Source organism: Actinocorallia aurantiaca (genome assembly GCF_039533685.1).
Classification (GTDB): domain Bacteria; phylum Actinomycetota; class Actinomycetes; order Streptosporangiales; family Streptosporangiaceae; genus Actinocorallia; species Actinocorallia aurantiaca.
In genome coordinates, this window is record NZ_BAAATZ010000003.1 from 132,643 (window position 1) to 154,079 (window position 21,437).

Below are 21,437 nucleotides of genomic sequence, written 5' to 3' on the forward strand. Positions count from 1 at the left end.
TGCCCTCTCCTGACAGCTCAGAATAGATTTTTTGCAAGAAATTGACTTCAATGGTGGAAATTTACGAACTCTCCTAAGATCGTGAGATCTCAAACGGCGACGGGAGGCATGGGTGAGCGAGCGGCCTCCCGTGGAAATCGACGTCACCACGCCGAACGTCGCCCGGATGTACGACTTCTACCTCGGAGGCAAGGACAACTACGCCGCCGACCGCGAGGCCACCGAGCAGGTGCTGCGGGTCGCCCCCCAGACTCCGGCCCTGGCCCGGGCGAACCGGGCGTTCCTCGGCCGCGCGGTGCGCTTCCTGGTCCGGGAGGCGGGAATGCGGCAGTTCCTCGACCTGGGGGCGGGGCTTCCCACCCAGGGGAACGTGCACGAGGTCGCCCAGGGTGCCGCCCCGGCGAGCAGGTGCGTCTACGTGGACAACGATCCGGTGGTGCTCACCCACGGACGGGCGCTGCTGAAGGGCGTCGGCGGCGTGGAGGTCGTCCCCGGCGACCTGCGGCGGCCCTCGGAACTGCTGGACGACCCCCTGCTCCGGAAGGCGATCGACCTGAGCGAGCCGGTGGCCGTGCTGCTCGTCTCCGTCCTGCACTGCCTGACCGACCAGGAGGATCCCTGGGAGGTCGTGCGGGTGCTCGGCGAGGCCGTTCCCTCCGGCAGCCACCTGGTGGTCTCCCACATCACCGCGGCCGAGCGGCCTGCCGCGGCGCAGGCCGGCGCCGCTGTGTACCAGCGGGCCAGTTCGGCGATGACGCTGCGGCCGGGTGAGGCCATCGCCCGGTTCTTCGACGGCTTCGAACTGCTAGACCCGGGACTGGTGCCGCTCACCGACTGGCGGCCCGAGCCCTCCGGGCCGCAGCGAGGGCTGCCGGCCTGGTTCCTGTGCGGTGTGGCCCGCAAACCCTGAGAACCCACCGCCCGAGCCGACCCCGAGGAACACGGAGCGACACGATGACCGAACTGGACTTCAATCCGCTGGCAGGCGGACAGCCGGTGGGAACGACCGCCGAGATCATGGACGGGCTGCGCGCCGAGCACCGCGCGTTCCACTCCACCTACGGCAAGGGTTTCTGGGTCCTGACCCGCTACGACGACATCCTGGCGGCCTTCCAGGACCCGGAGCTGTTCTCGAGCGCCTCGGTGAACGCGCTGGACCCCCATCCGCGTTACCGGTGGATCCCCGAGATGCTGGACCCGCCCGAGCACACCCGGTGGCGGCGGCTGCTGCAGTCCCACTTCGCCCCGGCCGCCGTCAGGGCCCGTGAACCCCGTATCCGGGAGCACTGCGCGGCATTGATCGCCGGGCTGGCCGCGGACGGAGGCTGCGACTTCGTCTCAGACTTCGCGACCCCCTTCCCTTCGGTGATCTTCCTGGAGCTGATGGGCCTGCCGGTCGAGAGGCTGGAGACCTTCCTGGCCTGGGAGCGGGCCATCCTCCACGGGCCGCCCGCGGCCAATCCCGAGCGGGTGGCCGCGATGGGCCAGGTGACCGGGATGTTCGCCGAGCTGATCGAGCAGCGCCGTTCCGACCCCGGCGACGACCTGCTCAGCGACGCCGTCACTTGGACCCTGGACGGCGAACCGGTCCCCGATGAGGACCTGCTGGCGATGTGCCTGCTGCTGTTCATGGCGGGCCTGGACACCGTCACCTCGCAGCTGTCCTACGCCTTCTGGCACCTGGCCGCGCACCCCGCCGACCAGAAGGCGCTGCGCGAGGACCCGTCACTGATCCCCTCGGCGATCGAGGAGTTCATGCGGGCCTACTCGATCGTGCTGCCGGGCCGCAAGGTCACCCGCGACACCGAGTTCGCCGGCTGCCCGATGAAGGCGGGCGACATGGTCATGCTCCCCCTGCCCGCGGCCAACCGCGATCCCGGCGCCTTCCCCGACCCCACCCGGGTGGACCTCCGCCGCGACCCCAACCGCCATCTGGGCTTCGCCGCCGGCCCGCACCGCTGCCTGGGCTCCCACCTGGCCCGCACGGAACTGCGGATCGCCCTGGAAGAGTGGCACCGGGCCGTCCCCGACTACCGGCTCCCGCATCCGGACGCGGCGCTGGAGCACACCTACGGCCTGCTGGGCCTGGACACGCTGCCGCTGACCTGGCCGGCTCGGCCTGAACATCGCTGACGAGCGGTCCGGGACCCCGAGAACGGGAAACGGGCCGCCGTCTACTCGGTCACGGATCCCGACGAACTCCTCCGAGCCCAGCGCTGAAGTTCTCTCATGCGTTCGAAGGGCCGTCCGCTGAAGAAGGGTTCCACCGCTCACGCACTGGGCCCCTTTCGACCAGTATGAGAACTCTCAGTAATGGTCGCGCTGGACGACGTGGGCATCGACCAGGTCCATGAAGGCGCGGGTCGCCCGGGTCGGCGCCGGGGTGTTGAGCCGGGCCACGGCGAGCGTCCAGGTCGCCGCCGGCGGGTCGAGATCGACCGGTACGACGCGGGCTCCGGCTTCCGTGGCGAGCGGGGGGACGAGGGCCAGGCCGATCCCGGACTCGACGTACGCGGGAATCGCGCTCAGGTCACTGACCTCGACGGCGATGGTCCGGGTGATGCCGGCGCGCCGGAAGTCGTTGTCGGACCGGTCCCGGTTGCAGAAACCCGGGGGGAGGTCGATGAAGGCCTCGTCGGCCACGGTCGCCGGAGTCACCCGCGTGCGCCCGGCCAGCGCGTGGTCCGCGGCGACGAGCAGGCGGGGCTGGAAGGTGGCGATGGGGTGCAGGTGGACGTCGGGGATGCTCGTCGTCTGAACGCCGACGAACGCGACGTCGAGGGCGTGCGAGCGCACACGCTGCAAGAGTCCGCCGGTGCCCGCGGCGTCGACGCCGAGGCTGAGGCGAACTCCGGGGTGCCGCTCCCGGAAGTCGCTGACCAGCGCCCGGAGGTCGACCGCGGTGAGACCTGAGAGCGTGCCGACGCGCAGGCTGCCGGTGATACCGGCGCGGAGGCCGTCCACCGCCGCACGGGCCTGGTCGAGCGCGTCGAGGGCGCGTCGCGCCTCCGGCAGCAGCGTCCTTCCGGCCTCGGTGAGGGAGACCCGCGTGGTGCTGCGCTCGAACAGCGGCGTTCCGAGCTGCTTCTCCAGCGCCCGGATGCTCGCCGAGACCGTCGACTGCACCGCATGGGTGCGCTGGGCGGCCCGGGTGAAGCTGAGCTCCTCGGCCACCGCGACGAAGAACTGCAACTGACGTTGTTCCACGCCGCCAGCGTAGAGCAGTCATCGCCGAAGGCGATGAACGAGATCGAAGGTATTCGTTTCCCTCGAACACCCGGCGCGGAGATCATGGGAGGAGCACGACTCACCCCCACTTCCACAGGAGCAAGCAGCCCATGAACATCTTCCTGACCGGCGCGACCGGCTACATCGGCTCAGGGGTGCTCTCCGCCCTGGTCTCGGCCAGGCACTCCGTCACGGCCCTCGTCCGCGACGAGAAGAAGGCCGAGGCCGTACGGCATGACGCCGTCGTGTCCGTAGTCGCCGACATGCGTGACCGCGACGTGGTCCGCCGTCTCGCCGGCGAGGCCGACGCCGTCATCACGACCGCCTCACCGGGTGACGAAACGAGCAGCGCCGCCGACACCGACTTCGCCGAGGCCGTCCTGGAGGGCCTGCGTGCCGGCGGCACCTTCGTGCGCACCAGCGGCCTCTGGGTGCACGGTTCCGGTGACGACATCACCGAGGACACCCCGATCGACGCACCCGGCCTCGTGGCCTGGCGCCAGGAGCTCGACGAGCGCGTCCTGGCGGCACCCGGCATCCGTTCCCTGCTGGTCGAGCCCGGCATCGTCTACGGCCGCAGGGGAGGGATCCCCAACCTCGTGGTGTCCGCCGCGCAGACCGGTGACGACCCGGCAGCGCTGGTCCTCGTCGGTCCGGGCACGCAGCACTGGACCACCGTCCACGTCGACGACCTAGCCGAGCTCTACGTCGCCGTCCTCGAGCACGGCGAGCCGGGCTCGCGCTTCCTGGGCGTCAGCGGCCAGAACCCGACGACCCGAGAGCTGGGCGAAGCCGCCAGCCGCCGTCTTGGTCTCGAAGGCCGAGTCGTCCCCGAGGAGGCCGCCACGACGATCGCACGGCTCGGCGCGTTCGGCGAGGCGCTCCTGCTCGACCAGCAGGCCACCGGCGAGAAGGCCCGCAGGGCCCTCGGCTGGAAGCCGTCCCGCCCGTCGCTGCTCGAAGAGATCGCAACCGGCGGCTACGACCCGGTCTGACCCGTCGGAACCGGCCAGGAGCCGGTCCTCCGCCCAGCGCATGCCACGGCGCTCCTAGATCGGGGCCGACCCAGGGCCGGGTGCCCCAGACCTGACAAGGCACCATCAGCCCGGGAGCGGGCCCCAGGTCACGGGGAGCCGTACCAGGCGCCGGAGCTCCAGGCCGGGCTGCCAGGGGAGCTCGTGTTCGGGGACGGCCAGGCGCAGGTCGGGCAGACGGTCGAGGAGGGCGGACAGGGCGATCTGGAAGAGCATCCTGACGAGGGGGCCGCCCAGGCAGTGGTGCAGGCCGTGGCCGAAGGACAGGTGCGGGTTCTTCGAGCGGGACAGGTCGAGTTTCGCGGGGTCCTCGAAGACCGTTCTGTCGAAGTTGCCCGAGGGCAGGGCGGCCAGGACGGCTTCGCCCGCGCGCACGAGGGTGCCGCCGACGTGGACGTCCTCGGTCGCGTAGCGGGCGAACGTCACGTGGGCCGGGAACGGGGCGTAGCGCAGGAGTTCTTCCACTGCCCTGGGCATCAGGCCGGGATCGTCACGCAGCCTGCGCAGCTGCTCGGGGTGGGTGAGCAGCAGGTAGACGGCGTTCAGGAACTGGGTGGAGGTGTTGTAGTAGCCGGCGAGCAGCAGGTCGCTGATCAGCTCGGTGAAGAAGGAGTCGTCCGAGAGCCTGGCGGCGTCGTCCCTGGCCCGGGTGAGGACGCCGAGCACGTCGTCGCCCGCCTCGACGCGGCGTGCGGCGCACAGCTCGTCGACGTAGGCGTAGATCGCCGCGATCCGGGGGCCGACCACCTCCTGCGGGAGCGTGGAGGCCAGTGCTTCGAGCCCGTCGCGGAACAGCTCGCGGTCGGCGAACGGCACGCCGAGCAGCTCGCAGGTGATCTCTCCGGAGAGCGGCGTCGCGAAGTGCTCGGCGAGGTCGAGGGGGGCGCCATGGGCGAGCATCCCGTCGATCAGCCGGGCGCAGCGCTCCCGGGAGGCGTCCCGCAGCCCGGCGATGCGCGGGCCGTTGAAGCCCAGCGCCCCTGCCACCTGGCGTCGGACGTCGGTGTGGTCCGGCGGGTCGAGCGCCAGCACGCTGGTCTGCAGGGGCACCGCGGCCGTCCGCGGCTCGTCTCGCGTGACGGCCACGGCGCGGCTGAACCTCCGGTCGGCCAGCACCGCCCTGATGTCCTCGTGCCGGGTGACCAGCCACGCGTCGTCGCCGTGCGGCGGCCGGACCCGGGTGAGCCCGCCTCGCGACCGGCAGTCCGAGTGGGCCGGATGGACGCCGAGCCCCGCGGGCTCGTCAAAGGGGTAACGCGCCAAGGGCTCCCGGTCGAACATATCCCGCACACTCCTCCCGTCAACCCGGATGAATTCCCGATGTAACCTTCCTTCGTACGTGCCCTCGATCCAATAATTTTTTACCTGATTTGCCGGTGTGAGGGAGTGGCTCTCGGGAAGTCAAGGAGACGGATTGACGAATGAATTATCGGCGGCACGAGAGGTGATCGTGATGTCTGTGAATGATGCCGCCGTCGCATCCTGTGATGACGTCGTCCGGGCTTATACGGAAATAGCGCCGCTGGCGTTGCGGTACTGGGGCCCCGAACTGCACTACGGGTTCTGGGAGGACGCGCACGACACCTCGCCGATCGAGGTCGCGGTGGCGCGGCTGACGGCGATCGTGATCGAGCGGCTGCGGGTGGGCGCCGGTGGCCATGTCCTGGACCTGGGCTGCGGTTATGGCCGTCCGGCCGTCGAAGTGGCGCGGACCACCGGCGCCCGGGTGACTGCGGTCGACGTCGACCCGGGCGCGGTGGCGGCGGCCGCCGAGCACGCGCACCGGGCCGGGCTCGCCGACCTGGTGCGGGTGGCGCGGTGCGACGGCGACGACCTTCCTTTTCCGGAGAACTCTTTCGACGCGGTGCTCTCCTTTGAGTCGACGCCGCACTTCGAAATCGGTGAGCTGTATCCGCGGATTAGGCGGATGCTGCGTCCCGGCGGTCGTCTGGTCGTGGAGACTCCGGTTTTCCGGGAAACGGTGACACCCGAACTGCAAAAGCGCGTCGCGGACTTTTTCGATCTGCTCCGCATCAGATCTTTCGAAACGACGGAAACGCATCACGAAACGGCGCGGCGTTCGGGACTGGAGATCGTCGAGACGGTGGACATCACCCGCCACGTCGACGGCTCGTTCACCCGGCTCGCGCAGCGGCTGCGCCGGCACGAGGACGAGCTGGCCGCGGACTACGGGGCCGCGGAGGCCGGGCGGCTGATCGACCTGTTCGCCGACTGGGGCCGGGTCGCCGAGATCGGGGCAATGATCATGGTCGCCCGCAGGGCCCCGGAGGACGCCGGGGAAGGCCGGGGCGAAGCCGAGGAAGCGAGGAACCGCGCATGAGCGAAGTGGCCGTCATCGGAGCCGGGGTGATGGGCTCGGCCGTGGTCCGCGCCTGCCGCGCCGCGGGACTGTCCGTCACCGTCTGGAACCGCACGCCGAAACCGGTGCCCGACGGCGCCGAGTTCACGGCCGATCTGGCCGAAGCGGTCCGCTCGAGTCCCCTCGTGGTGCTCTGCCTGCTCAACTACGACGTGACCCGCGAGGTCCTGGAGCCCGTACGGGCCGAGCTCGGCGGCCGCCTCGTCGTGCAGACCGCCAGCGGGGTGCCCTCCCATGTCCCGCCCCTGGCGGCCTGGGTGGAGGCGGCCGGAGGCGAGTATCTGGAAGCCGCCATCCTCAACTACCCGCAGGCCGTGGGTACGCAGAACTGCTTCGCCGTCTACGGCGGCGCCGAGCAGCGCTACCTCCGGATCGCCCCGCTGGTGGCGGCGCTGGGCGGGGCCGCCCGGTACCTGGGCGCCGACCCGGCGTACGTGAAGGCGTACCACACCGTCTCCGCGTCGTACTACTACTCGATCGTCAACGGCCTGCTTGAGTGCGCCGCCATCGCCACGGCGTGCGGCGTGCCGCTGGAGGACTTCGCCGAGTCCATCCCGATGTACGACGAGGGCCTGCGAGACACCATCGACGTCGGGGTGGAGCTCATGCGGCGCGGCGAGTACGACTTCGAGCAGGCGCCGCTCACCACGCACATCGACATCCTGCGCAACCTGTCGGTCCTCGCGGACGAGGCCGGGGTGGGCCGCTCGTTCTTCTCCACGTTGCGGGACAGGGTCCAGCACGCCTTGGACGAGGGTTACAGCCGCGAGCACGTCGCGGTGCTCTACGAGCAGTTCCGCAAGCATGTGGAGGAGCCGGTATGAACCGGCCCGGATGCGCCCACCAGGTCTTCGAGTACTGGGCCGTCCGGACGCCCGACCGGATCGCCGTCTCCGGCCCCGACGGGCGGATCACCTACCGGGAGCTCGACGGCCGCGCCGACGCGCTGGCCGCCGAGCTCCGGTCGCGCGGCGTGGGCCCTGAGACCGTGGTGGGCGTCGTGCCGGACCATCCCGGCCAGTTCCCGCTGGCGGCGCTGGCGGTGTGGAAGGCGGGGGGCGCCTATGTGCCGCTGGGACCGCGCCTGCCCGCCGGCCGGGTGGCGGCGATCCTGGCCGGCGGGGTGCGGATCGTGCTGGCGGGTGCCGACACGGCGGGCGTCCTCGCCGGGTTCACGGGTGAGGTCGTCAGCCTGACCGCCGCCTACCGCCGGTCCACGGGAGGGCGGGAAGGGACGGTGCCAGAGGCGAAGAACCTGGCGTACGTCCTGTTCACGTCCGGCTCGACCGGAGAGCCGAAGGGCGTGCTCATCGAGCACGCCGGGGTGGTGAATCTCGCGGGAGCCCTGCGGCGTCTCTACGGCGATCTGGAGGGCTCCCGCGTGTTCCAGTTCGCTCCGCCCACGTTTGATGCGTGGGTCTGGGAACTGGCCATGAGCCTTCTCAACGGCGGGACGCTGTGCGTACGCGCGGACGACGCACCCCTGTACGGGTCCGCGCTCTCCGACGAGCTGCGCAGGTGTTCGGCCACCCACCTGTCGGCCTCGCCGTCCCTGCTGGCCACGCTCCCGGTGGAGGACACGCCGCCGGCGGCGACCCTGACGGCGGGCGGCGAGGCGCTGCCGGAGTCCCTGGTCGGGCGCTGGGGCTCGAAGGTGCGGTTCTTCAACGCCTACGGGCCGACCGAGTGCACCGTGGGGGCCACCGCGGCCCTGTGCGGCGACCGCCCGGGGCCGCCCCCGATCGGGACGCCGCTGGAAGGCGTGGAGGTGCACGTCCTGGACGGGCGGGGCCGTCCGGCCGGGGAAGGAGAGACCGGCGAGGTGTACATCGGCGGCGCGGGAGTGGCGCGCGGATACCTGGACCTGCCCTCCGCGACGGCCGCCCGGTTCGTCCCCGACCATCTGTCCGGACGCCCCGGTGCGCGGCTGTACCGGACCGGTGATCTGGCGTTGCGGCTGCCCGACGGGAACCTGGAGTTCCGCGGCCGCGCCGACCGTCAGCTCAAGATCCGGGGCTACCGGATCGAGCCCGCCGAGGTCGAGGAGGCGCTGCGGCGCCACCCCCGGGTGACGGGAGCCGTGGTCGGCGCGCACGAGCGTCCCGGGATGGACCGGCGTCTGGTCGCCTGGGTCGAGACGGCGGCGGGCGCGCCGGTGACGGTGGACGAGCTGCGCGGGTTCCTGCGCGCGGACAAGCCCGACCATCTGATCCCCTCGATCTTCGTGGTGCTGCCGCGTCTCCCGCTGACCCCCCACGGAAAGGTGGACCACACCGCGCTCCCGGTGCCGGAACGCGCCCGCCCCCTGATCGGCGCGGGCTACGTGGCACCGAGCGGGACCACCCAGGACGCGCTCGCCCGAATGTGGGCCGAGCTGCTGCTCCTGGACAGGGTGGGCGCCGACGACGACTTCTCCTTCCTGGGCGGCACCTCGCTGGACCTGCTCCGGCTCCAGGAGGGGGTCGCCGCGCGCTGGGGCGTCCGGTTGTCCGCGGCGGAGCTGCTGGTGGCCCGCACCGTCCGGCTGCTGGCCGCCCGGCTCGACGGAGGCCCGCGACGGGACCGGTCACCGGACGAGCACGCGGACCGGCGCGCGGACCGGCGGACCGAGTCCCTGCACCTGCTCCGACAGCGGAGGCTGCGATGACATCCGGAACCGACATCGCCGTGGTGGGCATGGCCTGCCGGTTTCCCCAGGCCCCTGATGTCGCCGCGTACTGGCGGCTCATCGCCTCGGGAAGGGAGGGGATCACCCGGCCGGGCCCGGAGGGGCTGCGGCGCGCGGGCGCGAGCGCCGAGCGCCTCGCCGATCCGCGGCTGGTGGGTGCGGGCGGGGTCGTCGAGGACGGAGAGGACTTCGACGCCGCGTTCTTCGGCTACTCGGCGCGTGAGGCCGCCCTGATGGACCCCCAGCAGCGCATGTTCCTGGAGACCGCCTGGCACGCCCTGGAGGACGCGGGCCACGCCCCGGCCCTGTTCCCCGGGCGGATCGGCGTCTACGGCGGGCAGACGGTGAGCACGCACCGTCCTGTGGGCCTGGACGACTTCCTGGGCGATGTCGGCGCGTCACTGCTGTCCGCCAACGACAAGGACTTCCTGACCACACGGGTCTCCTACAAGCTGGGGCTCACCGGTCCGAGCGTCAACGTGCAGGCGGCCTGCGCGACGTCTCTGGTCGCCGTCCACTTCGCCGCCCAGGCGCTGCTGACGTACGAGTGCGATATGGCCTTGGCCGGCGGTGTCTCGTGGAGCCGGTCACGGCAGCTGGGCTACCTGCACCAGCCGGGGAGCACGCTGTCGGCGGACGGGCGGGTGCGACCCTTCGACCGCGATGCCTCGGGGTTCGTCCCGGCCGACGGCGCCGGGATCGTCGTGCTGCGCAGGCTCGCCGACGCGCTGGACGACGGCGACCGGATCCACGCGGTGATCAAGGGCAGTGCCCTCAACAACGACGGCTCGGACAAACCCAGCTACGCCGCCCCCTCGACGGCGGCGCAGGAGCGGGTGATCCGGGACGCGCTGGCCGTGGCCGGGGTCGAGCCCGGCACGGTCGGGTACGTCGAGGCGCACGGCACCGCGACGGCCATCGGCGACGTCGTCGAGTTCAGCGCCCTGTCGCGGGTCTACGAGGGCGGGTGTGCGATCGGCTCGGTCAAGGCGAACATCGGGCACGCCGACGCCGCGGCCGGAGTCGCGGGCCTCATCAAGGCGGTCCTGATGCTGCGTTACGGGTTCCTCCCGCCGTGCCCGAACTTCCGTGCTCCCAACCCGGACCTGCCCTTCGTCGAGGGGAGCCTCCGTCTCCCGCTCACCGAGGGAGAGGACTGGCCGCGCGGCGGGCCACCGCGCCGGGCGGCGGTGAGCGCCTTCGGGGTCGGCGGCACCAACGCGCACGTGATCCTCCAGGAGGCCCCGCCCCCGGTGCCCGCCGGACCGGCGCGTCCCTGGCGGCTTCTGACGCTGTCGGCCCATGACGCCCGTGCCCTGGCGGAGGTCGCCGACTCCTGCGCGACGTTCCTGGAGGGGAACCCGGAGACGGACCTCGCCGACGTCGCCTGGACGCTGGCCGCCGGGCACCGGTTCACCCGGCGGTTCGCCGGGGTGTTCCGGGACGGCGATGACGCGGCGCGTGCCCTGCGCGCCTTCGCCCGGCGAAGCGGGCCGGGTCCCGTCCCCGGCCGCGGTCCCGCCGTCCTCATGTTCCCCGGAGCCGAGGCCCGGTACGCCGGGATGGGCCGTGACCTGTACGAGTGGTCGGACGTGTTCCGCGATGGCGCGGACGAGTGCCTGCGGTACGCCGGGAGCCCCGCGGTCCGTGACGCGCTGCTGTCCGCCCACGCGAAGGACGAGGCGGCGGACCCGCGCTCCGGCATGCCCGCGCTGCTCGCCGCCGAGATCGCCCTCGGACGGCTGCTGATCTCCCTGGGCATCCGTCCCGGCGCCGTCATGGGCCGTGGCCTCGGCGAGTACGCCGCGGCGAACTTCGCCGGCGTCCTCTCCCTGCCCGACGCGATGAGGCTGGCCGCCGGGCACGCGGAGACGCGGTGCGGGGGCCCGGTGGACGCGTTCCGGAAGCTGCTCTCCGACATCCGGTTGGAGACGCCGACGACGCCGCTGGTGGTGGACGGGGATCCGACCGATCCCGGGTACTGGGCGAACGCCGTCGACTCCTCCTCTTCCTCCTCCTTTGCCCGGAGGCTCGACCGGGTCCTGGAGACACACCCCGCGGCGCTGGTGGAGACCGGGCCCGGGAGCGGTCTGACCACCCTGGCCGAAGAGCACGCGTCCGTTCGCGAAGCGCCGGCCATCGTTGGCGCGGCCCGCCACGAGCCCGAGCGCGACGGCAGGGCGGCGCTCCTGGAGGCGGCGGGCCGGTTGTGGGCGGCGGGCCTGGACGTCGACCTGACCGCCCTGTTCCCCGGCGAGCGCCGGTCCCGCATCCCGTTCGCCCGCTACCCCTTCGCCCGGGTGCCGCTGCCCTTGGAACCCGCCGCCCGCCGGTCCGGGCGCCGCCCCGCCGACTGGCTGTACGGGGTGGGCTGGCGCCGCTCGATGGACGTCGCCGTCCGCGGTCCGGAGGATCCGGCGGGATTGCGCTGGGTGGTGCTCTCGGACGGCTCCGCGCTGGCGCGGCGGACGGTCGACGCGCTGCGCGGCCAGGGGGCGGAGCCGCTCGTGGCGACCGCGGGCGGGGAGTTCCGCGTCCTGTCGCCGGACGCGTGCACCGTCGACTCGGCCAGGCCCGAGCAGTACGCCCGGCTGCTGGACCTCGCCGGCCGGGCGGAGGTCCTGCGGATCATGGACCTGTGGTCGGGATGGGAGCCGCAGGAGGACGGTTCCGCCCTGGCCGCCACGATCGGGTTGGCCCGCGCGGCGCGTGGGCGCGAGGGCCGTCTGGAGGTCTGCGTCGTCACGCGCGGGGCCTACCGGATCATCGGAGGCGAGCCGATCGTCCCTGCGGCGGCGGGCGTCCACGCGGCGGCCAGGAGCCTGGCCCTGGAGGAGCCGCGGGTCTCGGTGCGGTGCGTGGACCTCGACTCCGACCCGCCGCCGATGGACGACCTCCTCACCGAGTTCGCCCGCCCGGACGGCGAGAACCCCGTCGGCTACCGCACGGGCCGCAGGTGGATACGCGAGTTCCGGCCCCTGGCAGCCGACCGCCTGCCTGCCCCGCCCCTGCGCGAGCGCGGTACCTATCTGGTCACCGGGGGGCTGGGCGGGGTCGGGCTGGCCGTCGCCCATCATCTGGCCGGGAGCCACCGGGCCAGGCTGGTGCTGCTCGGACGCGACGTGGAGCGCCCCGGCATCGCGGCGGTCCTGGAGGGGATACGCCGCGCGGGCGGCGAGGCGCTGGTCCGCGGCGTCGACGTGGCGGACCGCGCCGGGCTCGAGGAGGTCCTCCGGGAGACCCGGCGACGGTTCGGCGCCGTCCACGGGATCGTGCACGCGGCGGGCGTAGCGGGCACGGGGACGCTGCGCTCCGCACGCCGCGAGGACGTCGCCGACGCGCTCCGGGCCAAGGCGGCGGGCACGCGCGCGTTGATCGACGCGCTGGCCGCACGGGGCGAGGAGCCCGACTTCCTGGTCCTGTTCTCCTCGCTGGCGGCGCTCTCCGGCGCACCCGGGCAGGGCTGCTACGCGGCGGCCAACGCCTGTCTCGACGCCATGGCCGCCCGTGCGCCGTTCCCGGCGCTGTCGGTCAACTGGGACCGGTGGCGCGGTCTGGGCATGGCCGCGGGCCCGGCCGACGGGAACGACGGGAGCCCGATCACGCCGGGCATGGAGCCGGACGAAGCCCTCACCGCCTTCGGCCTCGCGCTGGCCGCGCTGCCCCTCGGGCACGTGGCCGTGGCCACGGCCGCCCCCGACGACCTGTTCCGGCTGATGTCGTCCAGGGATCCGCACCGGCGACGCGTCCCGGACGAGAACGCCGCGCCGCCCGCCGCGAGGATGGCCCGGCCGGACCTGCCCGCCGCCCACCTGGCGCCGCGGACCGGGCTGGAGAAGTGGGTGGTCTCGGTGTGGGAGGAGGTCCTCGGGGTCGAAGGCATCGGGGTCCACGACGACTTCTTCGACCTCGGCGGCCACTCGGTCATCGCGCTGGACATCATCCAGCAGTGCAAGGAGCACCTCGGTGCCGAGGTCCCCGTGCAGACGCTGTTCACCGAGCCGACGGCGGAGGCGTTCGCGCGGGTACTGGCCGCGGCGGGGGTGCCGGAATGAGCGCCGGTCCCACCACCGATCCGCGCTCGTGGTTCCGCGGGAACCGGCGCGTGCCACGACCTCGGCTGCGGCTGGTGTGCTTTCCCCACGCGGGCGGCGGTCCTCACCTGTTCCGCACCTGGCCGTCCCATCTGCCGGAGGACGTCGAAGTCCTCGCGGTGTGTTATCCGGGCCGCCAGGACCGGCTGTCCGAGCCGGGCATCGACCGGATGGAGCCGCTGGCCGACCTGATCAGCCGCGCGCTGTCGGAGCGCGCCGACGTCCCCCTCGCCCTGTTCGGCCACAGCATGGGCGCCCTGGTCGCCTACGAGGTCGCGGTCCGCCTGCCGGGGGACGCCGTGTCGGCGCTGCTGGTGTCCGCGCATCCCGCGCCGCACCGGATGCCCCCGCCGTCGGCGGAGCCGCCGACCGACGACGAGCTCCTGCACGCGATGGCCGGGCTCGGCGGCACCGACCCCGCGCTCCTCGCACACGAGGGGATGCGCGATCTGGTCCTGCCCGCCCTGCGCGCCGACCACGAGCTGCTGCGCGCCTACCGCCCCCGGAACCCGGCCGTGGTGGACATCCCCGTCACCGGCTACCTGGGTGAGGACGACCCGCTGGCCGGGCCGCCGGACCTGGCGGCCTGGGCCGACCTGACCACCGGCGGCTTCGGCACCTGCGTCCTGCCCGGCGGGCACTTCTACCTCGTTCCGGCGGAGCGGGAGCTCGTGACGGACATGAGCGCTCGCCTCGCGCAGCTCCCCCCGCGCCTCGCACGCCCGCGGTCCGATCCCAGGGAGACCAGCCCATGTCCATGACGTCCGAGATGCCGTTGCCGGTGCGACGCGGCGGCCTGTGCCCCTTCAGTCCGGCCGAGGAGTTCCGCGCGCTGCGCTCGTCGGAGCCGGTGTGCCGGACCACGCTGCCCGGCGGAGAGCCCTCCTGGGTGATCACGCGGTACGCCGACGTCCGCCGCGTCCTGGGCGACACCGCCTCCTTCAGCAACATCGCCGCGGGCCAGGGGCCGATGCCGCCGCCGCGGCCGGAGTCCCGGGAGATCCCGCCCCCGCAGGAGGGCTTCTTCGTCGCCTACGACCCGCCCGAGCACACCCGGCTGCGGCGGATGGTCTCCAGCGCGTTCACGATGCGCCGCCTCAGCCGTCTGCACTCCTACGTCGACTCGGTCGTCGCCGAGCACCTGGACGCCATGGAGGCGGCAGGTCCGCCCGTCGACCTGGTCCAGGCGCTCGCGCTGCCCCTGCCGTCGTCGGTGATCTCCGAGCTGCTCGGCGTCCCGCACGCCGACCGTGCCGAGCTCCACCGGATCGGCGCCATGCTGTTCGACCTGACCACGCCCCCGGCCGCGCAGGCCGCCAACTTCGACCATGTTCGCGCCTTCATGCGCGACCTGATCGCCCATGAGCGCGCCGTGCCCGGTGACGGCCTGATCGGCATGCTGCTGCGCGAGCACGGCGAGGACCTCTCCGACGGGGAGATGACCGGCATCTGCAGCCTGCTGCTGGTCGCCGGGTACGAGACGACCGCCAAGATGATCGCGCTCGGCGTGTTGCTGCTGCTGCGGCATCCGGAGCAGCTCGCCATCCTGCGCGACCGCCCGGAGCTGACCGCCGGCGCCGTCGAGGAGATGCTCCGCTACCTCTCGGTCGTGCACTACGGGTTCGTCCTGACCGCCACCCGTGATGTGACGATCCAGGGGTGCCGCATCCGCGCGGGCGACTACGTGATGTGCGCCCTGCCCTCGGCCAACCGGGACGAGGCGCTGGTCCCGGACCCCGACCGCTTCGACGTCACCCGGAGGCCCGTGCCGCACCTGGCGTTCGGCTACGGCGCACACCATTGCGTGGGCGCGGCGCTCGCCCGCATAGAACTGCGCGCCTGCCTCCCCGCCCTCTTCGGCCGGTTCCCGGACCTCCACCTCGCCGTAGATCCGGAGGAAGTGGTCTTCGAGACACATTCCGCCGTCTACGGCGTCAGGTCCCTGCCAGTCGCCTGGTGAACGGTTGTTCCCCGCAGATTTGTGAATAGTAGATATTTGACTCTTCTCCCATTTTTGGGCGCTTCATCGAGGGTAAGTCGAATATTGAGAAAATCACCAAGAAAACGGAGGAAAAATGGTTTCCGCAACTGTTTCCAAGAAGGCCGACCGCTGGTTCGAGGCGACGGACATCAACGGCGACGGCCAGATCCAGCGCAGTGACCTGAGGGCTCTCGGCGAGCGGATCCTGACCCACTTCGGGCACAACGTGGACTCCGCCAAGGGCCGGAAGCTCCTCCAGGCGTACGACCGCTCCTGGGAGTACATCGCGAGTGCCATGGACATGGACCGGGACGAGGCGATCTCCAAGGAGGAGTTCCGCGTCTACATGGACGAGAAGGCCGACCGGAAGAACGCCGACAAGGCGCTCCGCCCGGTCACCGACGCGGAATTCGCCGCGGCCGACGTCGACGACGACGGTTACCTTTCCCGTGACGAGTACGCGGAACTGCTGCGCGCCTTCAACGTGAAGGACCAGGACGCCCACGTCGGCGCCGAGGCCATCGACACCGACAGAGACGGGAGGATCAGTCCCGAAGAGTACTTCCGGGCCTGCCGCGACCTCTTCGCCGGTGGCGAGAACCTCGGCGAGCGCTCCGGCCAGGTCTTCGGCCGGCTGTAGGCACCTGCCGCAGATCGGGTGCGCCCGGTGGTGGCCGGTCCCTGTCGGCCACCACCTTTTCACCCGACGCAGGTCCACGTGGTCATGGCGGTAGCCGTGTGCCCGAGCGGACGGCCGCGATGCCGTGTACGTGGCCAGGAGCATTCGCGGCCGGGGCTCAGACCTCGGCTTGTCGCTCGACGAGGCGGTGGTAGTGGCCGCGCAGGGCCAGGAGCTCGCCGTGGGTGCCCTGCTCGACGATGCGACCCTTGTCCAGTACGACGATCAGCGAGGCGTCCCGGATCGTGCTGAGGCGATGTGCGATCACGATGCGGGTCTGGCGCAATGCCGTGAGGTTGGCCTCGACGGCGGCCTCGGTGGCGGTGTCGAGGTTGCTGGTCGCCTCGTCCAGAACCAGGATGCGGGGACGGCCGAGCAGCGCGCGTGCCAGGGCCAGGCGCTGCGACTGGCCGCCCGACAGGCCGCCGCCGCCGACCAGCATGGTCTCGTACGACATCGGCAGGCAGGCGATGTCTTCGTGTACGCAGGCCAGGCGAGCGGCCTCGACCACTCGCTCCAGAGGAGCCCCGGGGTCGTTCAAGCAGATGTTGTCGCGGATGGAACCGGTGAACAACGCCGGTGACTGGATGACCACGCCGAACTGTCGCCGGAGCGAGCGTCGGTCCAGGACCGCGGCGGGCAGGCCGTCGAAGGCGAGCTCTCCCTCGGTGGGGTCGTACAGGCGCAACAGCAGCCGTGCAAGCGTGGATTTGCCGGATCCGGATGCGCCGACGACGGCCACCTTGGACCCGGCCGGGATGCGCAGCGAGATGTCCCGCAGGATCCATGGCGCGCGCGGGCCGTATCGGAACCCCACCTGGTGCAGGGCCACCGCGCCCCGCAGGACGGGCGCGGCGAACCGCTGACCGGAAGGCTGCTCGGTGTCGGTCGCCATGATGTCGGTGATGCGCTCCAGGTGCGCGGCGGCCGACTGGAGGCGCTGGAGACCGGTGATCAGGGAGGCCAGCGGGGCGAGCACGGCGGTGGCGAGGGCATTGAGCGCCAGCATCGTGCCCAGGCTGAGAGCACCGTCCAGGACCCGCCACGCGCCGATCCACAGCAGCATCACCGGGGCCAGCGCCCGCAGCGCGGCCAGGTGCGCGTCGACCAGGCCCAGGGCGCGGCCGCTGCGGGCGGCCGCGCCCAGCTGCCCGGCGAACCGCGCGGACCAGCGGTCCAGGACGCGCGCCTCGGCTCCGGCGGCCTTGACCGTCTCGATCTGGGTGATGCTCTCGATGAGGGTCTGCTCGGCCGCCGCGACCGCGGCGAATTCGCGTTCGGCCAGCGCGGTCACCCGGCGCCTGCTGACGAGGAGAAGCAGGACCTGCAGCACGGCGAGCACGAGCAGAGCCGAGCCCAGGACAGGGTCGTGGACGAGGACGATCAGCAGGTAACCGGCTGCCAGCGGGCCGTCCAGCAGCGCCGCGAGCGCCTGCGCGGTCATGGTGTCGCGCACGAACGCGACACCGCCGACCCGGCTGACCAGATCCGCCGCACCGCGTCGGCCGAAGTAGACGAAGGGCAGCGCGAGCAGATGCCGGACCACACCGCCGCTCAGCTCGGCGTCGGCGTGCACGCGCACGCTGACCAGCAGGCTCGTTCGCAGATAGCCCGTGAGCAGGTGCATCAGCACGGCCAGCGCCAGCCCGGCCCCGAGCGCCCGGAGAAGCCCGCGGTTGTCGAACGGGAGCACGTCGTCGATGACCTGCCCCGCCACGACCGGCAGGGTCAGACCCAGCAGCTGCAGCAGCACCGACGCCAGCAGGACCTGAAGGAGCAGCCGCCGCCGGGCCCACAACGTGCTCCGGAGGAGCCGCCACAGACGCGGTTCGCGGCCATGGCGGCGGTGGACCGCCACCGCCGCCCAGTCCGGTCCCGGCTCGAAGGCCAGCACGACTCCGGTGAACGACCGGCCCACCTGCTCCCACGAGACCCTGCGCCGCCCGACCGCCGGATCGACGATCAGGACCTCACGCTCGGTGCACCGCTCGAGGACGACGAAATGGTGGAAGTCCCAATGCAGGACCGCCGGGACCGGGACACGGGGCAGCGCCGTCACGTCGAGGGAGCAGGCCTTCGCCGAAAGCCCGTACGAGCGCGCCCCCTCGATCAGGTCGAGTGCGGTGGCGCCGTCCCTGTCGACGCCGAGTCGCTCGGCGGTCCGCCGCACCGGCACGTGGCTGCCGTGAAAGCGCAGGATCATGGACAGGCACGCGGCCGCGCAGTCCGCGGCACCGGCCTGCGGGACGAGGGGCACACGCCTCACCTGACATGCTCCGCGAACGACTGTTCCCCCACCTCGACGACAGAGGTGCCGCCGGGAACCCGCTCGAACACCGGCACCTTGACCCAGGCCGCCGCCGCCGCGCCGGCACAGAGAAGCAACACGACGCACGCCCACAGGACCGCGTGCACACCGGCCGGATCCGCGGGCGGCGCGTCGTCCTCGGACTCCGGGTCGCGCAGCCGTCGCAGAGCCTCCTCCCGGAAGATCCCCGTCATGACGCGTCGCCCCAGAACCACTGCACCCGGGCGTCACGGCGCCGGTCGGCGAGCCAGGCGTCGAAGAGCCGCTCGGCGATCAGCCGCCGGGTGCCGTCGTCCAGCACCGCCGCCCACTCGCTCACCACCCGGATGAGATGTGGTCCCGCCTCGGCCGTGTGGCCGGGCCCGGCTTCCGCGAACGTCTCGGGAAGCTCGTCCCGGCGCACGGTCGTCATCGTCGCCGTCGCGGTCCGCGCCCGTTCGGCGACCGCGTAGAAGTCCGCTCCCGCGCGGAGCTCCTCGGCCGCCGCCTTGGCCTCGCCGGGGTCGGCGAAGGCGACGCGGACGGTCCGGACCAGGTCCAGGCCACGCCGGTGCTCGACGAAGTAGGCCTCCACCCGCCCGGCGGTGACCCGTTCGCGGACGGCGGCCACCGTGGCCTCCTGCGCGACGAGGTCCTCCAGCGCTCGTTCGCCGAGCCCGTGCCGCCGCATCCACTCCCGGGTCGCCTCGGCGGTCAGCAGGCCGCGCGCCCGGCGGAACGCCTCCAGTGCCCGCTGCCGGTCGCCGGGCCCGAACTCGACCGGCTCCTCGGCGAGGACCTCCTGGACCAGGCAGGCCGTGACGAGCCGGTCGGCCAGCCTGGTCTCGTTCCACAGGACGTCCAGGCAGCCGATCGCCTGATCCAGTTCCATGTCCACGCCGTTGACCCGCAGCAGCAGGCGGTCATCGGCACGGTGGGTGCCGCGCAGCGGCCAGGGCAGGGCCTTGTCCGGGCAGTAGGACAAGGACACGGTGCCGGGCCGGTCTCCCTTGACGAGCAGGTCGTAGTGGTGCGTCCGGTCGTACTCCTCGCGCTGCCACACCAGCCGGAACCGCAGCTCCGGAAACCGTGCGCGCATTCCGGCCAGGCGGTCCTCGGCCGCCGGAGGTTCGGCCTCCTCCGCCGCGAGCGCGACCAGAAGGCCGAGTGCCTCGTCGTAGAGTGCGGACATCAGCGGGCTCCGATCGGGTCGGTCGTGCCGGCCGAACCCAGCAGGTCGCACAGTGCCGCGCTGATCGGCAGTCCGGTCAGCCGCTCGATCCACAGGTACTGGCCGTTCGGGTTGATTTCCAGGAACACGTAGCGGCCCTCCGGAGTCAGGATCAGGTCGATCGCGCCGTACCGCAGGCCGAGCGCCCGCACCAGGCTCCTGCACTGTTCGGCCGTCCCCCCGGGCAGGTCGTGCGCCGCGTGCGGGGTCGCCGCCAGGTCGTAGCGGCGCCAGTCGTCACGGGTGCGGTTGGTGGACTGCGAGTGGATCTCCGCGGCGAAGACCGCGTCGCCGACCACCGTGACCCGAAGCTCCAGCCGCTTGGGGACGTACGCCTGGACGATGATCGGGCCGTACCGCAGCGCGTCCGCGTAGCCGACGTCGCGGGTCGAGACCCGCTCGGTCATCCGCACGAAGACCGCGCCCTCGCCGCCGCCCCGCGCCCAGGGCAGCTCGATCGGCTTGGTGATCACCCGGCCGTCGTGCCGGCGGTAGAAGTCCAGGAACTCCTCGGGGTCGGTGGAGATCAGGGTGGGCGGCAGCGTGAAGCCGAGCCGCCCGGCCAGGCGCAGCTGCGCGGCCTTGCGCTGGGCCGTGCGCAGCACCGTGCGGGAGGCCGGGACCATGAGGCAGTCCAGGTCGTCCCACACGTCGGAGACCAGCGCCTCGCTCTGCCGTTCCACGTGCTCCCGCGCGCCCGGTTCGGTGATCTCCGGATGGGCGACCGGGCTACCGGGACGCCGGAACCAGACCGACGCCAGTTCATCCAGGGCGAGATCCCCCTCCGGCAGCCGCAGCGTGCGCCGTACGGAGCCCTGCCCGTCGTAGGCGAGGTCGAGGCCGGCCGACACCGGGTACCGCGCCGGGTCGAAGACGATCACCTCATGCCCGCGTTCGCGCAGCATGGGCGCCAGGTGCCGTGCGTGCGGGTCATGCTCGACGCTCAGGATCAGGATCGTGCCGCTCACCGTCGCCTCCCGGCCATCAGCGTCTGGTCTTGGTTCAGTACGGCCGTCTCCAGTCGTCGCAGCGACGGCCCGGGGTCCACGCCCAGTTCCTCGGCGAGTCGTTCCCGCGCCCGGCGGAGCGCGGCCAGCGCCGCGTCCTGCCGGCCGGACCGGTACCAGGCCAGGACCAGAAGCTCCCAGGCCCGTTCTGCCATCGGCTCCTCGGCGACCAGCACCTCCAGGTCGCCGATCAGAGTCGTGTCCTCCCCCAGGGCCAGCCGCGCGGCAAGCCGACGCTCCCGCGCGACCCGTCGCAGATGCGACAGGCGCGTCACCTCCGGAAGCGCCCACGGTTCGCCGTCGAAGCCCGCGTAGGCGGGGCCGCTCCACAGGCTCAGCGCCTCGTCCAGGGCGGTGACGGCCGCCTGGTGCCGCTCGTCGGCCATGTACCGGTCCGCGATGTTCAACAGCGTGGTGAACCGGTCGCTGTCCACAGCGCCGGGGCCGGTGCGCAGCGCATACCCGGACCCTTCCCGTACCAGGACGCGCCCCCGCTCGCGGGGCGGGCGTCCCGGCTCCAGCACCTTGCGCAGTTTCTTCACGTAACCGCGCAGCGTCACCGTGGCCGAGGCCGGTGGTCCGGTGCTCTCCCAGACCGCCTCGATCAAGGCGTCATCCGGGACCACCTGGCCGTGCGCCACGAGCAGCACACCGAGCACCGCCACCTGACGCGGGCCACCGAGCCGGACGGGACGTCCGTCAACGGTGGCGGCCACGGTCCCCAGCACCCGCAGACCCGGACTACTCATCGTCCCCCCTGAACAGAACCGACAGGGGCACGTTAAACGGGAGGCTGTCCCGGATTTGAGAGTCCCGTGTCCCGGTTTTACGGGATCTTGATCCGGGTG

17 protein-coding genes are annotated in these 21,437 nt (G+C 72.3%); 10 read left to right on the plus strand and 7 right to left on the minus strand.

The window, feature by feature from the left end; genetic code table 11:
* The first annotated feature begins 112 nt into the window (after positions 1-112).
* Both ABD327_RS03725 and ABD327_RS03730 read left to right on the plus strand, forming a co-directional pair.
* Positions 113-910, plus strand: coding sequence for an SAM-dependent methyltransferase (locus ABD327_RS03725; protein ID WP_344448692.1), 798 nt, complete (start codon positions 113-115; stop codon positions 908-910).
* A 44-nt stretch (positions 911-954) separates the two neighbouring features.
* Positions 955-2,133, plus strand: coding sequence for a cytochrome P450 (locus ABD327_RS03730; protein WP_344448693.1), 1,179 nt, complete (start codon positions 955-957; stop codon positions 2,131-2,133).
* Between the two features lie 174 nt (positions 2,134-2,307).
* Here ABD327_RS03730 and ABD327_RS03735 read toward each other — a convergent pair whose 3' ends face one another.
* Positions 2,308-3,207 (minus strand): LysR family transcriptional regulator, encoded by a 900-nt coding sequence (locus ABD327_RS03735; protein WP_344448695.1) that lies wholly within the window; start codon positions 3,205-3,207, stop codon positions 2,308-2,310.
* Positions 3,208-3,338: 131 nt separating this feature from the next.
* Here ABD327_RS03735 and ABD327_RS03740 point away from each other — a divergent pair, with 131 nt between their 5' ends.
* Complete coding sequence (locus ABD327_RS03740) at positions 3,339-4,223, plus strand: NAD-dependent epimerase/dehydratase family protein (RefSeq protein WP_344448696.1); 885 nt, start codon at positions 3,339-3,341, stop codon at positions 4,221-4,223.
* A 105-nt stretch (positions 4,224-4,328) separates the two neighbouring features.
* On the opposite strand, the gene ABD327_RS03745 is transcribed toward ABD327_RS03740, so the two are convergent.
* Positions 4,329-5,543, minus strand: a complete 1,215-nt coding sequence (locus ABD327_RS03745; protein WP_344448697.1) for a cytochrome P450 — start codon at positions 5,541-5,543, stop codon at positions 4,329-4,331.
* A gap of 172 nt (positions 5,544-5,715) precedes the next feature.
* Between ABD327_RS03745 and ABD327_RS03750 the strand changes: the two genes are divergently transcribed.
* From ABD327_RS03750 to ABD327_RS03780, 7 genes are all read left to right on the plus strand, one after another.
* Positions 5,716-6,603 (plus strand): SAM-dependent methyltransferase, encoded by an 888-nt coding sequence (locus ABD327_RS03750; protein WP_344449069.1) that lies wholly within the window; start codon positions 5,716-5,718, stop codon positions 6,601-6,603.
* On the plus strand, positions 6,600-7,466 hold the full coding sequence (locus ABD327_RS03755) for an NAD(P)-dependent oxidoreductase (protein ID WP_344448698.1): 867 nt from the start codon (positions 6,600-6,602) through the stop codon (positions 7,464-7,466). Before ABD327_RS03750 ends, ABD327_RS03755 begins: the two co-directional genes overlap by 4 nt.
* Positions 7,463-9,289, plus strand: a complete 1,827-nt coding sequence (locus ABD327_RS03760; RefSeq protein ID WP_344448699.1) for a non-ribosomal peptide synthetase — start codon at positions 7,463-7,465, stop codon at positions 9,287-9,289. The genes ABD327_RS03755 and ABD327_RS03760 overlap by 4 nt, the downstream gene beginning before the upstream one ends.
* Positions 9,286-13,365 carry a type I polyketide synthase gene (locus ABD327_RS03765; protein WP_344448700.1) on the plus strand — a complete coding sequence of 1,360 codons (4,080 nt, stop codon included), beginning with the start codon at positions 9,286-9,288 and terminating at the stop codon, positions 13,363-13,365. Before ABD327_RS03760 ends, ABD327_RS03765 begins: the two co-directional genes overlap by 4 nt.
* A gap of 50 nt (positions 13,366-13,415) precedes the next feature.
* Positions 13,416-14,165 carry a thioesterase II family protein gene (locus tag ABD327_RS03770; protein ID WP_344448702.1) on the plus strand — a complete coding sequence of 250 codons (750 nt, stop codon included), beginning with the start codon at positions 13,416-13,418 and terminating at the stop codon, positions 14,163-14,165.
* Positions 14,156-15,364 carry a cytochrome P450 gene (locus ABD327_RS03775; RefSeq protein WP_344448704.1) on the plus strand — a complete coding sequence of 403 codons (1,209 nt, stop codon included), beginning with the start codon at positions 14,156-14,158 and terminating at the stop codon, positions 15,362-15,364. The genes ABD327_RS03770 and ABD327_RS03775 overlap by 10 nt, the downstream gene beginning before the upstream one ends.
* Before the next feature lie 115 nt (positions 15,365-15,479).
* Positions 15,480-16,025, plus strand: a complete 546-nt coding sequence (locus ABD327_RS03780) for an EF-hand domain-containing protein (protein WP_344448705.1) — start codon at positions 15,480-15,482, stop codon at positions 16,023-16,025.
* A 157-nt stretch (positions 16,026-16,182) separates the two neighbouring features.
* Here the strand turns inward: ABD327_RS03780 and ABD327_RS03785 are convergent, their stop codons facing one another.
* From ABD327_RS03785 to ABD327_RS03805, 5 genes are read right to left on the minus strand one after another with little or no spacing between them, the layout of a single operon-like run.
* Positions 16,183-18,330, minus strand: coding sequence for a peptidase domain-containing ABC transporter (locus ABD327_RS03785; protein ID WP_344448706.1), 2,148 nt, complete (start codon positions 18,328-18,330; stop codon positions 16,183-16,185).
* Complete coding sequence (locus ABD327_RS03790; RefSeq protein ID WP_344448707.1) at positions 18,327-18,566, minus strand: hypothetical protein; 240 nt, start codon at positions 18,564-18,566, stop codon at positions 18,327-18,329. The genes ABD327_RS03785 and ABD327_RS03790 overlap by 4 nt, the downstream gene beginning before the upstream one ends.
* Positions 18,563-19,543: a TIGR04500 family putative peptide maturation system protein gene (locus tag ABD327_RS03795; protein WP_344448708.1), complete on the minus strand. Its 981-nt coding sequence runs from the start codon at positions 19,541-19,543 to the stop codon at positions 18,563-18,565. Before ABD327_RS03795 ends, ABD327_RS03790 begins: the two co-directional genes overlap by 4 nt.
* Complete coding sequence (locus ABD327_RS03800; RefSeq protein ID WP_344448709.1) at positions 19,543-20,550, minus strand: MvdC/MvdD family ATP grasp protein; 1,008 nt, start codon at positions 20,548-20,550, stop codon at positions 19,543-19,545. Before ABD327_RS03800 ends, ABD327_RS03795 begins: the two co-directional genes overlap by 1 nt.
* Entirely contained in the window at positions 20,547-21,338 is a 792-nt protein-coding gene (locus ABD327_RS03805; protein ID WP_344448710.1) for an AfsR/SARP family transcriptional regulator, read from the minus strand. The genes ABD327_RS03800 and ABD327_RS03805 overlap by 4 nt, the downstream gene beginning before the upstream one ends.
* Positions 21,339-21,437: the final 99 nt, after the last annotated feature.

What these genes read in the sequence shown, in the direction of transcription:
- ABD327_RS03760 (WP_344448699.1), top strand. Translation starts at nt 7,463, where the DNA reads ATGAACCGGCCCGGATGCGCCCACCAGGTCTTCGAGTACTGGGCCGTC.
- ABD327_RS03740 (WP_344448696.1), top strand. Translation starts at nt 3,339, where the DNA reads ATGAACATCTTCCTGACCGGCGCGACCGGCTACATCGGCTCAGGGGTG.
- ABD327_RS03755 (WP_344448698.1), top strand. Translation starts at nt 6,600, where the DNA reads ATGAGCGAAGTGGCCGTCATCGGAGCCGGGGTGATGGGCTCGGCCGTG.
- ABD327_RS03765 (WP_344448700.1), top strand. Translation starts at nt 9,286, where the DNA reads ATGACATCCGGAACCGACATCGCCGTGGTGGGCATGGCCTGCCGGTTT.
- ABD327_RS03780 (WP_344448705.1), top strand. Translation starts at nt 15,480, where the DNA reads ATGGTTTCCGCAACTGTTTCCAAGAAGGCCGACCGCTGGTTCGAGGCG.
- ABD327_RS03750 (WP_344449069.1), top strand. Translation starts at nt 5,716, where the DNA reads ATGTCTGTGAATGATGCCGCCGTCGCATCCTGTGATGACGTCGTCCGG.
- ABD327_RS03730 (WP_344448693.1), top strand. Translation starts at nt 955, where the DNA reads ATGACCGAACTGGACTTCAATCCGCTGGCAGGCGGACAGCCGGTGGGA.
- ABD327_RS03795 (WP_344448708.1), bottom strand. Translation starts at nt 19,543, where the DNA reads ATGTCCGCACTCTACGACGAGGCACTCGGCCTTCTGGTCGCGCTCGCG.
- ABD327_RS03805 (WP_344448710.1), bottom strand. Translation starts at nt 21,338, where the DNA reads ATGAGTAGTCCGGGTCTGCGGGTGCTGGGGACCGTGGCCGCCACCGTT.
- ABD327_RS03745 (WP_344448697.1), bottom strand. Translation starts at nt 5,543, where the DNA reads ATGTTCGACCGGGAGCCCTTGGCGCGTTACCCCTTTGACGAGCCCGCG.
- ABD327_RS03775 (WP_344448704.1), top strand. Translation starts at nt 14,156, where the DNA reads ATGTCCATGACGTCCGAGATGCCGTTGCCGGTGCGACGCGGCGGCCTG.
- ABD327_RS03790 (WP_344448707.1), bottom strand. Translation starts at nt 18,566, where the DNA reads ATGACGGGGATCTTCCGGGAGGAGGCTCTGCGACGGCTGCGCGACCCG.